The organism is Phycisphaerales bacterium (assembly GCA_040217175.1).
Taxonomy (GTDB): Bacteria; Planctomycetota; Phycisphaerae; order Phycisphaerales; family UBA1924; genus JAHCJI01.
On sequence record JAVJNT010000002.1, the window covers coordinates 459,338 to 473,305 of the forward strand.

8 protein-coding genes are annotated in these 13,968 nt (G+C 67.3%); 5 read left to right on the plus strand and 3 right to left on the minus strand.

Annotated elements, in window-relative coordinates; genetic code table 11:
• Positions 1-342 precede the first annotated feature (342 nt).
• Positions 343-2,364, plus strand: a complete 2,022-nt coding sequence (locus RIA68_09120; GenBank protein ID MEQ8317602.1) for a PAS domain S-box protein — start codon at positions 343-345, stop codon at positions 2,362-2,364.
• Positions 2,357-2,803 carry a response regulator gene (locus RIA68_09125; protein MEQ8317603.1) on the plus strand — a complete coding sequence of 149 codons (447 nt, stop codon included), beginning with the start codon at positions 2,357-2,359 and terminating at the stop codon, positions 2,801-2,803. The genes RIA68_09120 and RIA68_09125 overlap by 8 nt, the downstream gene beginning before the upstream one ends.
• Positions 2,804-2,822: 19 nt before the next feature.
• On the opposite strand, the gene RIA68_09130 is transcribed toward RIA68_09125, so the two are convergent.
• Positions 2,823-3,941, minus strand: a complete 1,119-nt coding sequence (locus RIA68_09130; protein MEQ8317604.1) for a hypothetical protein — start codon at positions 3,939-3,941, stop codon at positions 2,823-2,825.
• Complete coding sequence (locus RIA68_09135; protein ID MEQ8317605.1) at positions 3,938-8,284, minus strand: glycoside hydrolase family 38 C-terminal domain-containing protein; 4,347 nt, start codon at positions 8,282-8,284, stop codon at positions 3,938-3,940. The genes RIA68_09130 and RIA68_09135 overlap by 4 nt, the downstream gene beginning before the upstream one ends.
• A 153-nt stretch (positions 8,285-8,437) precedes the next feature.
• Here RIA68_09135 and RIA68_09140 point away from each other — a divergent pair, with 153 nt between their 5' ends.
• The 3 genes from RIA68_09140 to ptsP are packed head-to-tail and all read left to right on the plus strand — an operon-like array spanning position 8,438 to position 12,341.
• On the plus strand, positions 8,438-9,553 hold the full coding sequence (locus RIA68_09140; GenBank protein ID MEQ8317606.1) for a fructose-specific PTS transporter subunit EIIC: 1,116 nt from the start codon (positions 8,438-8,440) through the stop codon (positions 9,551-9,553).
• Complete coding sequence (locus RIA68_09145; protein ID MEQ8317607.1) at positions 9,550-9,849, plus strand: PTS fructose-like transporter subunit IIB; 300 nt, start codon at positions 9,550-9,552, stop codon at positions 9,847-9,849. Before RIA68_09140 ends, RIA68_09145 begins: the two co-directional genes overlap by 4 nt.
• A complete protein-coding gene (gene ptsP / locus RIA68_09150; GenBank protein ID MEQ8317608.1) occupies positions 9,849-12,341 on the plus strand; it encodes a phosphoenolpyruvate--protein phosphotransferase in 2,493 nt (830 codons plus the stop codon). The genes RIA68_09145 and ptsP overlap by 1 nt, the downstream gene beginning before the upstream one ends.
• Here the strand turns inward: ptsP and crtI are convergent, their stop codons facing one another.
• Positions 12,342-13,964 carry a phytoene desaturase family protein gene (gene crtI / locus RIA68_09155; protein ID MEQ8317609.1) on the minus strand — a complete coding sequence of 541 codons (1,623 nt, stop codon included), beginning with the start codon at positions 13,962-13,964 and terminating at the stop codon, positions 12,342-12,344.
• Between the last annotated feature and the right edge of the window lie 4 nt (positions 13,965-13,968).

The following is a 13,968-nucleotide window of genomic DNA, read 5'->3' on the forward strand; positions in this document are numbered from 1 at the left end:
CCGAGAATTGGAGATCGACGCCAGCGTCTCGCAGGGCGGCCCCGACGGCCACACGCGTGAGCTCCGCGTGGTCTTCGTCGTCGTCGATGATGACGACGTGGAGGCGTGAGATGGTCTGGACGTATTCCAAGTCGGAGCCCTCCGAGCAACCCCGGATCGGCTGACTCGGGGCACCGCTACAGCGGGCAGCAGCCGTCTTGAGCGGGGCTTTCCGCCCGTGCGGCCTGGGTCGGTCGTGCGGGCCGTCAGATAACCCGGAATCTGGCGTCGGGCTGTTTTGGCGTGAAGGAGCCGGACGGCCTGACCGATGCCCCAATGAAGGACTTTCAGGAGGTTGTCGGAATGTCGACGCATGCCAACTCGTCGTCCCAGCCGGGGAGATTGCGATCGGATTCGCACGAGCGGGAGCGCCTCCGCGAGTTGCAAAACTGCGACATCCTCGACACCGACTACGAGCCGGCGTTCGACAACTTGACCAAGCTGGCGGCGTCGCTGCTGGGGACGCCGATCGCGCTGGTCTCTCTGGTCGACGAAGATCGGCAATGGTTCAAGAGCCACTTCGGGCTTGGCGCTCGAGAGACACCACGGAGTCAGGCGTTTTGCGACTATGCGATCGCCGGCGAGGACGTCCTGGTGATTCCCGATGCGACGAAGGACGACCGCACGCGCTGCAACCCTCTCGTGACGGGGGAGCCCAGCATCAGGGCCTACGCCGGTGCACCCCTACGGCTTCCGAGCGGCAAGGCGATCGGCACGCTCTGTGCCATCGACACCGAGCCTCGCTCGTTCTCGGCCGAGGATCTCCGGACGCTCGAGGACTTGGCGGCGCAGGTGGTACACCTGATCCAACTGCGGCAGCAAGCACTCGAGTACGACACGGTTGCCACGGAGCTGCGAACGATCCTCGACTCGGTGCCGGCGTTGATCTACTTCAAGGACGGTGCGAACAACATCCTCAACCTGAACAAGGCCGCCGCCGCGGCGATGCGGCTCGACGTCGACGAGGTCGTCGGCCGCCATTCGGAGGAATTCTTCCCCCAGAAGGATGCGCGGAAGTTCCTGGAAGATGATCTCGAGGTGCTCGAAACGGGGCGACCGAAGCTCGGCATCGAGGAGACCCATGAGGGCGGGGACGGCGAGCCCCTCACGATCCGGACGGACAAGATCCCGCTCCGCAATCGCAGCGGCACCTTCGATCGGCTCGTGGCCATCGCGACGGACGTGACGGCGTTGCGAGCCGCCGAATCGCAGTTGGACGAAACGAACCAGCGGCTGGCGCTGGCGATGCAGGGATCGGGCCAGGCGGCCTGGGAGTGGAACCCGGTGACGGGCGAGACGTTCCTGAGCGACAGCTGGTACGAGATGCTGGGCTACGAGAAGGGCGACTTTGCGTCGGTGTTCGACGGATGGACGCTGCTTGTTCACCCGGAAGACGTGCCCGACGCCCGTAAGAACCTGGAGGAGCACCTGGCCGGCGAGCGGCCGCTGTACGACACCACGATGCGGGTCCGTCGCAAGGACGGCACCTGGCAGTGGGGCCACGTCATCGGCCGGGTGGTCGAGCGGACGTCCGCGGGCGAGCCGCAGCGCGTGACGGGGATGCTGATCGACATCGACGGGGAGCGTCAGCTCCAGGACGAGCTTCGCCAGAAGAACGTCGAGCTGGAGCGCTTCGTCTACACGGCCTCGCACGACCTGAAGTCGCCGATCGTGACGATCCTGGGATTCTTGAGCTACTTGATCAAGGATGCCGAGGAGGGCAACTTCGACGATGTCGCAGGATACGCCCAGCGGATCGAGCGGGCGGCCAATCGAATGCGGGCCAACATCGATGGCCTGCTGGAGATGAGCCGCATCGGTCGCACGAAGTCGGCGGTCACCGGTGTCTCGCTGCAAGAAGTCATTCATGACGTGGCCGAGGACTTCGAGCAGCGACTGGACGAAGGTGGCATCGATTTGAGCGTGAACATTGGCGAGGAGGTCGTTGCGTGCGATCGCATGCACCTGACCCAAGCGATCTCCAATCTCGTGTCCAACGCGATCAAGTATGGCTCGGCGTCGGAGCAGCCCCGGATCGAGATCTCTTCCAGCACGAAGAACGACCGAACGGTCGAGATCGTGGTCTCGGACAACGGAACGGGCATCGATCCGAAGTACGAGCACAAGATCTTCGACCTGTTCGAGCGCTTGAGCGCCGATAAGAACGGGACCGGAATCGGGCTGACGATCGTTCGGCGGGTCGCCGAGCAATACGGCGGCCGGGTCTGGTTAGATTCCACGTGTTCCGAGGGCGCGACGTTTCGGCTGATGCTGCCCTCCTTCGGCTCCGCGAAGCCAGCACGAGAGGTGGTGGGACATGAATGACGCTGCCAATCCGACACACTTTCTCCTGGTGGAAGACGACGACGATCACGTCGAGTTCTTCCGGAGAGCGATGAAGGACGCGAAACTGGCCAACAACTTCTCGCACGTCGCAGACGGCGAAGCGGCATTGGCGTACGTGGGCCGCGAGCCACCGTTCGAGGCAGCGATTGAGCCCGACGTCATCATCCTCGACCTGCACTTGCCCAAGCTCAACGGGCTGGAAGTCTTGCGGGCGCTCAAGTCCGATCCGGCGACGTCGGACATTCCGGTCGTGGTCATGTCGACGTCCGACGCGGCGCCGGACCGCAAGCAGGCGTACGAGGCGCACGCCAATAGCTACCTCGTCAAGCCCATGGACGTCGAGAAGTTCCACGAGATGGTGCGAGACCTGGGGCTCTATTGGTCGGTGTGGAACCAGCGGGCGCGAGACGCCGCTTGAAGTGCACGAGGTGGCGGGCTCAGGCAGGCCCTGCCCCCAGAACGATCGCCGATGCAAGAACGATGCCGAGCACCGGGACGGCGACGGCGCGCCGGAACCAGGAGGCATGGCGGTACCAGCCAAGCAGACCGTAACAGACGGCAAGGGTGATGACGACGCCAATGGCGGCACCCGCCACGCTCGGGAAAGACGCGTGCGTGGTCGTACCCGTGTTGGATGCCAGCGTCACGCCGTGGCAGACGGCTCCGAGGAGCACCAACGCGCAACGCAGGCGGCTTGGCTCCTTGCGGACCAGGGATTCGAGCGCGAGCGTCGCGGTCGCAAGGCCGGCAACCCAGGCTGCGGCCGTCGGGAGAATCAAGGCTTGTGGAACGATCGGCGAGACCAGTGCCGGGGCGAGAATCAGCAGGCCGACGGCCGAAGCCAGTGTGCGTGGGTCGATCCTGATGAGCAGGAGCGTCAGGAGGAAGAGCTGCGTCTGCGTGCCGGCGACGAGAAAGGATCGGAAGCCGTCTCGTGCGCCGGCGAGGCGTAGCTCGGCCGCCAACGGCTCGGGTTCTGGCTCGCGATGCCGCTTGGCGCTCCTGGTGAGATCGATCTGGAAGGCGTCGGAGCGTTGGCCGGCCTCCACCGTGGCGTGCATGACTTCGAGGCCGGGGCGATGCACGGCAAGCAGAATATCATCGAGCACGAGCGGCGCGCGGATCGACGCATCGCCTGCCGCCGGCGGGAGCGTTCCCTGGAGGACGAACTCCATCGCCATCGGTAGACGCAGCGATGGGTTTTCGGCCGCCCATTGCTCGACGGAATCGATCGTGGGCGAATCGACCAGGTGCAGCCTGAGGGCGCGACCGTCGAGGAAGACCTCGAAGCCCGATGCGAAGCGCTCGCGGCCGTCGAGCAGGGCCGCCTCGAGTGCCTGCGGCGGGCCCTCGAGCAGTTCGTGCATCTGCCAGTCCATGACCCGGGCCGAGGTCTCGTTGAGGGCATAGGCGAGCGCGTCGTGGACCACGCGGACCTCGATGGTTCCGCCGGCGGGTGCGTGCTCGACCTCGACCACGACGACGGTGGCCATCGTGGGGTGCGCCAGCACGCGGGCCGCGAGGCAGAGCAGGATGGCAAGGCACGAACGAATCATCTGGGACGATGGTCGAGCAGCGTCTGGATCGCCTGCTCGGTCAGGGCCTGATCCCAGATGCTGAGATGTGCGAGATCGCCCTGGTACCGGTAGCGACGGTCCCAGGGGTCGACGGGCGCAATGAGGATCTTCGACTCGTCGTCCGCCAAGCGCACGGCTCGCTCGCCGATGAGCACGCCGTCCTTGTAGATCCGGCCGACCTGGCCGTCGAAGGTCGCGGTGATCATCTGCCAGCGGCCCGTGTCGTAGGCAGTGCGGCTGGGTACGTCCTGGTTGTGGCTCCAGAAGTGGACGCCGCTGGCAAACTTGGCGAAGTAGCGAGACTGTCCGCCGACGCGGGCATCGCAATTGCCGAAGCCGATCAGCAGGGTTCGATTGGCCGGCTGCTCGTCGAATCGTGCCCACACGTTCATCGTCCACGCGTCGCCGGCGGCCACGGGGAGGTCACCCGCGTCGTCGATGGTGGTGCCGTAGCGGCTCTGCGGGATGGCGTCCAGCTCGTAGACCGGCCCAGCAATGACGAACGTGTGGCGATGGCTGGCGAGTTCGTTACCGGCGGGCGAGCGATCCTGGATTGCGTCGAGCCGAAGCGTGTAGGGCGTGCCAACTTCCGGCGCGCGATCGAGCTCGATCGTGGCGGTCCGAGAGTCGTCGTCCATCTCGATGCGACGCACGCCGATGGCGGGCTGGAGGCCGATGTTGTGCGGCGTCACGCGGCGCACCGGCTCGGAAAACTCGACACGTACCACGGGCGTCTCGTACATCGCCTGGACCCGCGTGACCGTCGGCGCGGTCTCGTCGACGACACGAATCGTGCGGCTCTGCGGCGGCCCGAGCGTGCCGTCTTCATCGATCGCAGCAGTCTGGACGGTGGTCGTCTCGTGCAGCACGATCGGGCTCGCGTAGACCGGCGAGTCGGCGGAAGGAGCCGAGCCGTCGGTGGTATAGCGGAACGAGCCGGGACGCCAGTAGAGGCTGGGCTCGATGGTCGCCTGGATCGTGTCGGTGTGCGTGCCGTCGGCCCGGCCGGGCGTCGCGGCGACCCGGATCTCGGGCGGACCGAAGCGGTGGTCCTCGAGCGTGTCGAAGAGCGGGCGTGCGGGCGTTGCGGGAGCGCCGGCTCTGGCGACCGTCGCGGCAAAGATCGTGATGCGCGGATCGTCGGGCAGCGTGATGCGTCGTGCGTCCGGCGGGAGCTGGATCGTCTGACGGTAGAGGTAGCAGTAGCGATAGATGGCGTCTTCGTCGGTCTCGGCGACGTGGTGATGCGAGGCGTACCACGCGATCTCGTCGGGCTTGATGAAGCCCGGGGTCAGGCCGATGATGTCGGTCCGGCCCCACGGGTACCGCGGGTCGGCCACGTCGCCCGGCCACTCTCGACGGTCCCACTGACCGACGTAGCCGTCCCAGGCTTGGGCGGCGAGGTACGCTTCGCTGCCGTCGATGTTGATGAACGCGTCTGCGTCGCCCTCACTCGACGCTATCAGCAGGTAGAGCGTGTCGTAATCGCCTTCAGGGAGCGTCAGTTCCTGACCCTCGCACCGCAGCGCGTTCGGTCCGTCGTGCTCGCCCAGGTGAAGGTGCACGCCGCCTAGCGAAATGACTTCAGGCAGCATCTCGGCGGGATACGAGCGACCGTCGTGCGTGAACGCGTCGGCCGAACGGTCGTCGTTGGTCGTGAAGGCGTCGGTGTTGAAGGGTAGTTCGACGCTTCGGGCCTCGGGCATCGCCACGCTCGGCGAAACGTCATCGATGCCGAGAGCGATTGCCTTGAGGCCATATCCGCCCACGTCGGTCGTCAGCGAGCCGTCGCGTGGCTTCAGATCTGCGATGGCTCGTTCCTGGCCATCGATCTGGCGGGCGCTCGCGATTGCGCCGAGGTCGCTGGAAATGGTGATGCTTCCTGGCGTCCTACCGGCGTGCTCGCGGAGGCGGACGACGACCTCGCCCGTGTCCTCGGCCTTCTTCATGGCCTGCACGCTGACGGCGGGATCATCGACCGACAGCAGCGAGACGGTCTTGCCAAGTTCGCCTTCGTGCGGCGTCGTGCGGAAGGGGATGAGCGGCTGGTTGAGGCCGGCGGCGTGCCGATAGCTCTGGCCCGCGCGCCAGTCGCCGGCGTGGCCCTGAACGGCGTAGAGCACGTGGTGGCGGCCGAGGTCCTGGCTCTGCTGGTCCGGGTAGCCGCCGCGCACGCCCGGGGTGAAGAGCAGCGTGAGGCGGACGGTGCCGTCGTCGGGCTTGTCGGCGGCGTACTTGCTGTCGCACATGATGGTCGTGCCGTAATCGCCGCTCGTGTCGGTCAGGTCGAACCACTGGTGGAAGAGGTACTCGTACTGGTTCGGGTGGCCGTTGCCTCGCTCGATGGTGCCCAGGTGGATGTCGTAGGTCGCCGTCGGGTTGCGGGCGGTGAGCGGGAAGGCGGCGCGGACGCTGCGCTCGCGGGTCTTCCAGTCGATGTCGGTCTCGAACTCGACGCGGTCGCTGCCGGACCCCAGGCGGATGCGCTGGGTGAACGTCGAGCCCTCGGCGCGCCGCGTCACTTCGACGGCGACGCGGGCGGGGCCGTTTTCGATGACCTCGAACTCGACCGGGCCTTGCTCGCCGACGAAGGCCTTCGCCGGGAGCTGGCGGTCGGCCCAGTCCATGTTCCACGCGGGCCACTGGCTGGGGTTCTCGTAGTGCAGGCCGATGCGGGCGGGTGCGCTGAGCAACTCGGTGTTGGCTCGCTTGTCGTAGATCGAGTCGACGTCGCCCCGGGCGTCGAGCGTGACGACGTAGTTGCCGTTCTCCAGGCGACGGCCGTCGGGCGTGATGCTGAGCTCGCTCGGCCCGCCGGGGAAGGCACCCTGGCCGAAGCGCACGTCGTAGGTCGCGAACCCGATGGATGGCGCCGTCGCGATGAACGCGATGCGCGCCAGGCCTCGGTCGTCAACCCCGAGGACCTGCGCGGGAACGAGCCTGCCATCGGGGCCGAGCACGACGACGGAGCCGGGCGCCTCGCCGTCGAACTCGATCTCGGCCTCGACGACGTCGCGGCGCTCCCACGACAGCGGGTTGTAGACGACGACGGGCGTGCCCTGGGCGCTCGTGTTCATCGCGCCGATGATGGCCGAGGCCGAATCGGTCAGCACGGCGGCAAACTGGTTGGCGGCGATGACCTCGTCGTTCCAGGAGAGGTCGTAGGCCAGCGGTACGCTGGTGCCGGGCAGGATGTCGTGCATCTGCGAACCCAGCACGAGTTCCCACGCGTCCTGCAATCGCTGGGCGGGGTAGTCTCGGGCGCCCAGCAGCATGGCGCCGACGGCGGCCTTCTCGGCGGCGTCGGCGAGCTGCTCGTTCTTGCGGTTCCAGCGCTTCATATAGGCCTGGGAGCTGATGCTGCCGGCCGAGTGCTCGATGAGCTGGAGCTCGCCTTCGTACGTCGGCAGGGCGGCCCGCTGCTCGGGCGTGATGGCCTCGAACATGAGGTCCGCGCGGTCGGCGATGACCTTGATCTGCGCATCGGGCTTGCGGCCGTTGGCGACGCTCTGCTCGACCATCGCGACCGACGCCTCGCGCGGGGCGCCGCCCTGGTCTCCGGTGCCGTAGTAGTGGTAGTCGACGTAGACGCCCGAGCGCTCGCCGCTGTTGTTGATGCGGGCAACCCAGCCGTCGTCGGCCGATAGATCGCTGCGGACGTCGCCGACGTAGGCGCCCGGATCGAGAGCGGCGATGATCGAGTTGCCGTCGGGGCCCTTCCACACGCCAACCTTGAAGGGGATGGGCGTGACGGCGTTCCAGGTGAGCTTCTGCGTGCTGAAGCCCTTCAGCCCGCAGTGCGCCAGCAGGCTCGGCAGGGCGGCGGGAAAGCCGAAGCAGTCGGGCAGCATGAATTCGTTGCTGGTGACGCCAAACGTATCTCGAGCGTACTTGTTGCCGTAGAGCACCTGGCGGATCTGACTCTCGCCACTGGGCACATTGGCGTCGTTCTCGTCGACGGCGGAGCCGGAGGGGAACCAGCGACCCTGGGCGACATACTGCTTGAGGGTTTCGAAGTCTTCGGGGTAGTACTCTTCCATCATCTCGAAGCGTCGGGAACCGCCGAAGTTGAAGACGTAGCCGGGGTGCCGCTCGAAGATCTCGAAGTTGTCCTGCAGCGTGTTGGGAATGAACTCGCGGATGGTGTCGTAGTACGTCCACCGCCACTGGGTATCGAGGTGGGCGTAGCCGACGACGAAGAGCGTGGGCTCGGTCAGGTCGATGTCGGCGGGGTCGGGGCGCCCGGCCTGCTGGGCGGCCTGGGTCATCGAGAAGACTGCCGCCGAAGCGAGGAGTGCCGACGTCCGAGAGATGCGTGCCATGGATTGATCCCCTGAGGAGCGCCGACCGCGGAATTCGCCGGCCCGGCGGATGGTACGGCGGGCCACCGCCGCCGCACCTACACACGCTGGGTGAGGTCTGGTAGGATTGGCGCTCGGGCCGGCGAGGCCTGCGGCGAGCCTGGGGGATCGGCCATGGACGCGTTCGTGCAGGAACTCAAGAAGCTCCGCCAGCACCTGCTGACGGGCGTGTCGTTCGCCATCCCGTTCATCGCGTGCGGCGGCATCCTGATCGCCCTGTCGCTGGCGTTCGCGCCGAAGATCGACGGCATGGGCTTGGGCGACAGCCTGGCAATGCTCGAGCCGGTGTGGGCCCGCAACCTGCTGCAGACCACGCTTGCCATCGGCGTCGCGTCGTTCACGCTCATGCTGCCCGTGCTGGGCGGGTACATCGCATATTCGGTTGCCGGCAAGCCCGGCCTGGTCGCGGGGATGCTCGGCGGGTGGTTCAGCGGGCACCTGAGCGTGCCGTGGGACCCCAGCGCGGATGAGGTGAGCGCCGGCTTCCTCGGCGCGATCGTGGCGGGCCTCATCGCGGGCTACGTCGTACAGGCGCTCAAGATGATTCCGGCGAACCGGTACGTCAAGCCGTTGATGCCGATCCTGGTCATCCCGGTCATCAGCGCGACCGTCATTGGCGTGTTGATGCTGCTGGTCGTTGGGCCGCCCATTGCCGCGCTCATGGGCTGGATGACCGCGGGGCTGGAAGGCATGCAGGGCGGCAGCGCCGTGCTGCTTGCGGCGCTGCTTGGCGCCATGATCGCCTTCGACATGGGCGGACCGGTCAACAAGGTCGCGTTCTTCTTCGCCGCCGGGCTGATCCAGGAGGGCAACATCCTCATCATGGGGCCCGTAGCGGCCGCGATCTGCACGCCGCCGCTGGGCCTGGGGCTTGCCACCGTCATCGCGCGACGGATGTGGCGCGAGGACCAGCGCGAGGCCGGGCTGGCGGCGCTGGGCATGGGCATGATCGGCATCACCGAGGGCGCCATCCCGTTCGCCGCGGCCGACCCCCTGCGCGTCATCCCGTGCATCATGCTCGGCTCGATGAGTGCGAGCGTGACGGCGATGCTCGCGAGCGTGGGCAACAACGCGCCCCACGGCGGGCCGATCGTGCTGTTCGTCGTCGAGAACAAGCTGATGTACGTCGTGGCTATCCTGGTTGGCACGGTGGTGACCGCCGTCTCCGTGCTGCTCGTGAAGCGACTGACGGGCGGGCACCCAGCAGATACCCCGGAGGGCGTTGCATGAAGATCGTCGCCGTCACGGCCTGCCCGACGGGCATCGCCCACACTTACATGGCCGCCGAGCACATCGAACGCGCCGCCATAGCGGCCGGGCACGAGGTGTCGGTCGAGACCCAGGGCTCGATGGGTATCGAGAACGAGCTCAGCGCGGCACAGATTGACACCGCGGATGTCGTCATCTTCGCCGTCGACATCGAGGTCGAGAAGAAGGAACGGTTCGAGGGCAAGAGGATCGTCCAGGTGGGCGTCGCCGAGGCGATCAAGAAGCCAGACGCGCTCATCGCCCGCGCGAGTGCGTGATGACGGCCTCCGCCGAGCATCGATTCGTGTGCGAACTTGCCAACGGACTGCACGCGCGGCCGGCAAGTGTCCTAGCCGAGGCCGCCGGTGGGTTTACTTCGGAGGTCCTGATCATCCGGGATGACGGGCTATCGGCCGACGTCCGCAGCGTGCTCTCGGTGGTCGGGCTCAACGTCCAGCGGGGCGATGCGTTCACGATCCGGGCGCACGGCGACGACGCGGTCGATGCGATCGCGGCGCTGCGGTCGATCATGGAACTCGGCCTCGTCGATGACGAAGCCGCGCCGCTTGCCGGCTTGTCGTGCAAGCTGCCGCCCGCCCTCCGGATGATGGGCGTTGCCTACACGCCGGGGCTCGGCGTCGGCGGCGGCAGTGCTATCGGCCGGGCAGTCAACGTTGGCGGTCTCGAGCTTCCCATCGAAGCGCGCCACGCCGTGCCCGCGGGCGTCGAGGAAGAGCTGCGACGCGCCCGCGATGCGACCCAGGGCCTCGCTCGCGAGCTGAAGCAGCGGGCCGAGGGCGCGTTCGACGTGATGGAAGCCTCGCTGCTGGGTGCGCACGCGCAGATCGCCGGCGATACGGCTCTCTGGTCGGCGGTCGAGTCTCGTGTGCGCAAGGGCGACACCGCCGAGCGGGCCATCGTCGGTGCCGCCGAGGAGATGGCCGCCCGCCTTCGATCGGTCGACAGCGCGTACGTCCGCGAGCGGGCCGTCGACGTCATTGACATCGCGATGCAGCTCGTCGATCGGTTGATCCCAGGAGTACTCAGCGGCGTGTGTCCCGTGCTCGAGTCGGACTCGATCGTGTTCGCCGATACGCTCACTGCCAACCAACTCCTCTCGCTCGACCGTCGCCACCTGCGCGGACTCGTGCTCGGGGCGGTCGGGCAGACCTCGCACACCGTGATCATCGCGCGGAACATCGGGCTGCCCTGCATCATCGATGTCGCGGCCGCAGCGGGCATTGCCGCTGCCGACACCGTGGCCGCGGTCGACGGCGATGGTGGATTCGTCATCAGCCCGGTCGACGATCGCGTGCATCGCTTCTATGAAGCCGAGCAACGGGTCCGGATCCGGAAGCGTGAACGCGTACGCCCGATCGTGTGCAGGCCCGCAGCGACGGCCGACGGGGTGCCCCTTGAGGTCGGGGTGACGGCGGTGGATGCCGACGAGGTGCGTGACTCGGTCGCTAACGGCGCCGACGGCGTCGGGCTCTTCCGCACCGAGTTCCTGTACCTGCATCGCGACGAGCCGCCGGGCGAGGACGAGCAGCGGGCGGTCTACGTCGATGTCATCGAGGCCGCGTCGGACAGGCCCGTCATCCTCCGAACGTTCGATACCGGAGGCGATAAGCCGGCGCCGTATCTGCGGCTATCGCGCGAAGACAATCCCTTCCTCGGCGTGCGGGGCGTGCGGTTGCACCAGCGGCGGCCTGACCTGCTCGATGCGCAGCTCCGTGCGATGGTCTCGGCGGCGGACGGCCGGCCGATCAAGGTCATGGCGCCGATGGTGTCGACGGTCGCGGAGATGGCTTGGTTTCGCCAACGCGTCCGAGCATTGAGCGGGTCGGTGCTCGTGGGCATGATGGTCGAGGTGCCGTCGCTGGCGCTGTCGATCGATCGAATTGCGCCGCATGCAGACTTCTTTAGCATCGGCACGAACGACCTGTGCCAGTACTGGATGGCGGCCGATCGGGGGAACACGGGCGTGGCCCGGATCGGCGACGAGCTCCAGCCCGCGTTCCTCCGCGTGCTCCGACGCATCTGCGACGACGCCCGTACGGCGGGAGTCTGGACGGGCGTGTGCGGGGAGATGGGCGGCCGCGTCGAGAATCTACCGCTGATGATCGGGCTCGGCGTGGATGAGGTCAGCGCCGGGCCGGCCGGCGTCGCACCGATCAAGCTCGCCGTGGCCGAGGCGGACTCGGGGCGTTGCCGGTCGTTGCTCGACGCGGCGTGCGAGCTCGACTCGGCGGACGAGGTACGGGAGCTGGTGTCGGGGTTCGCGTGGCGCGCGGTGCACGACGGTCCGCCGATCATCGACGCGGCGTGCATCGAGCTGGGCGTCGACGCGACGAGCAAGGCGGAGGCCATCAAGGCCGTCGTCGATCTCCTCGCGATCACCGGTCGAACCGATTCGCCCAGGGACGTCGAGGAAGCCGCGTGGGCCCGCGAGGAGACGTACTCGACCGGGCTCGGCCACGGAATTGCCATCCCCCACTGCAAGTGCGCGTCGGTCAAGTGGCCCACGCTCGCGGTTGTCACGCTTTCAAGGCCGGTCGAGTGGGACGCGACCGATGGCCAACCGGTGGGCACGGTGTTCCTGCTCGCGGTCCCAGAGGGCGAGGCGGCCGGGGGTGGCGGGTCGGCTCACCTGAAGATCTTCGCCACGCTCGCACGCCGGCTCGTGCACGAGGCGTTCCGGCAAGGGTTTTCTGCCTGCCGCGACGCGGCGCAGGCCGAGGCGTTCCTTCGCGACCAGCTCGCGGTGTAGTCAGGCCGTGGCGGGCTCGGCGTCGCGCACGGCGGCACGGTTCGCCTGCGCGGCCGATGGCAGGCCCGGCGCGTGCATGCCCGCGTAGGACAGTCCACGCCGTTCGCACAGCATGCGGCTTGTGATCTGGCTGGAGAGGAAGATCACCGGCAGGCCGCTGCCCGGGTGCGTGCCGCCGCCGACCATCCAGACGCCTTCGAGGCCCTGCAGCTCGTGCCGCGGACGCTTGTGCAGCATCTGGCCAAGGTTGTGCGCCAGGTTGAACGTCGCGCCGTGGTTGATGTTCATGGCCGCCCAGTCGTCGGCGGCGACCATCTTCTCGCACTGGATACGTTCTTCGATGTCCTGGATGCCGAAGACGCGCTGGAGCTGATCGAGCATGTCGCGGCGCATGCGGCCGCGCTCGGCCTCGAAGTCGACGGTGCTGCGCACGTTGGGCGTCGGCATCAGCACGTACAGAGCGCTGCAGCCGGGCGGCGCCATCGATGGATCGGTGGTCACCGGGTTGCACACGTAGGCAGAGGGATCTTCGCTGAGCGTGCCCAAGCGAGAGATCTCGTCGAGGTTCTGCTCGTAGCGCGACGAGACGTAGATCGTGTGGTGCGGCAGGTCGGTCTGCCCGTCGATGCCCAGGTAGAGCATCGACGTCGAGCACGAGTACTTCTTCTTGTCGATCGCGTCTGCCGACGAATAGCCGGAAACGCGTCGCAGCGCATCGGCGGGCAGCAGGTTCTTGAGCGCCCAGGGCGCATCGGCGTTCATGACGACGTCGGCGTGGGCGTGGTGTTCGCCGTTGACCATCACCCCGGTCGCCCGGTTTCCCTCGAACGTCAGCGTCTCGACGGGTGAGTCGGTCAGGATCTCGACGCCCAAGTCTTCGCACGCGCTGGCCATGGCGTGCATGATGCGGTTGAGCCCGCCCGTGGCGTGCCATACACCGTATTCGTACTCGATGAACGGCAGGATGGTGAACAGGCTCGGGCAGTCGAACGGGCTCATGCCCAGGTACTTGCTCTGGAAGCTGACGGCCAGGCGTACCTGCGGATGCTCGAAGTACCTCGTGAGCAGATCGTGGACGCTCTTGTGCGGATTGATGTGAGGCAATGCCCGGATCACGTCGGGCTTCATCAAGTCGAGCGGCGAGCGGATGGCACGCCGCAGGATCGGTTCGGCCGCGTGCAGCTTGGCTCGATTGTCGGCGATGAAGCGCTCGAAGGCGGCGCCGTCCTTCGCGTCGACTTCTCCGATGCGACGCGCCATCTCGGCGACGTCCTGGGTCGCATCGAGGGTGATCGGGTCGTCTCCCGGACGTCCAAGAAGCAGGCGATACATTGGGTCGAGGCGGGTGAGCTCGACGTCATCGGCCAATCGCCGGCCGGCCGACTTGAAGATCTCGTCCAGCACGTAGGGCATCAGGAAGAACGTGGGCCCGAGATCGAAGTGGAAGTCGCCCGATGCGCCCTCGAGCGTCACCCGACTGGTGCGGCCCCCGATGTAGGGCTGGGCCTCGTACACCCGTACGCGGGCGCCGCTGGCGGCCAGCAGCATCGCGGCAGCAAGGCCACCGGGGCCGGCGCCGATGACGGCGATGGGTTCGTTCTCTCGAGACGAAGTGGCTGGCATTGCA

Coding starts and splice junctions, on each gene's coding strand:
- RIA68_09120 (MEQ8317602.1), top strand. CDS start 343: ATGTCGACGCATGCCAACTCGTCGTCCCAGCCGGGGAGATTGCGATCG.
- RIA68_09125 (MEQ8317603.1), top strand. CDS start 2,357: ATGAATGACGCTGCCAATCCGACACACTTTCTCCTGGTGGAAGACGAC.
- RIA68_09135 (MEQ8317605.1), bottom strand. CDS start 8,284: ATGGCACGCATCTCTCGGACGTCGGCACTCCTCGCTTCGGCGGCAGTC.
- RIA68_09140 (MEQ8317606.1), top strand. CDS start 8,438: ATGGACGCGTTCGTGCAGGAACTCAAGAAGCTCCGCCAGCACCTGCTG.
- RIA68_09145 (MEQ8317607.1), top strand. CDS start 9,550: ATGAAGATCGTCGCCGTCACGGCCTGCCCGACGGGCATCGCCCACACT.
- crtI (MEQ8317609.1), bottom strand. CDS start 13,964: ATGCCAGCCACTTCGTCTCGAGAGAACGAACCCATCGCCGTCATCGGC.
- RIA68_09130 (MEQ8317604.1), bottom strand. CDS start 3,941: ATGATTCGTTCGTGCCTTGCCATCCTGCTCTGCCTCGCGGCCCGCGTG.
- ptsP (MEQ8317608.1), top strand. CDS start 9,849: ATGACGGCCTCCGCCGAGCATCGATTCGTGTGCGAACTTGCCAACGGA.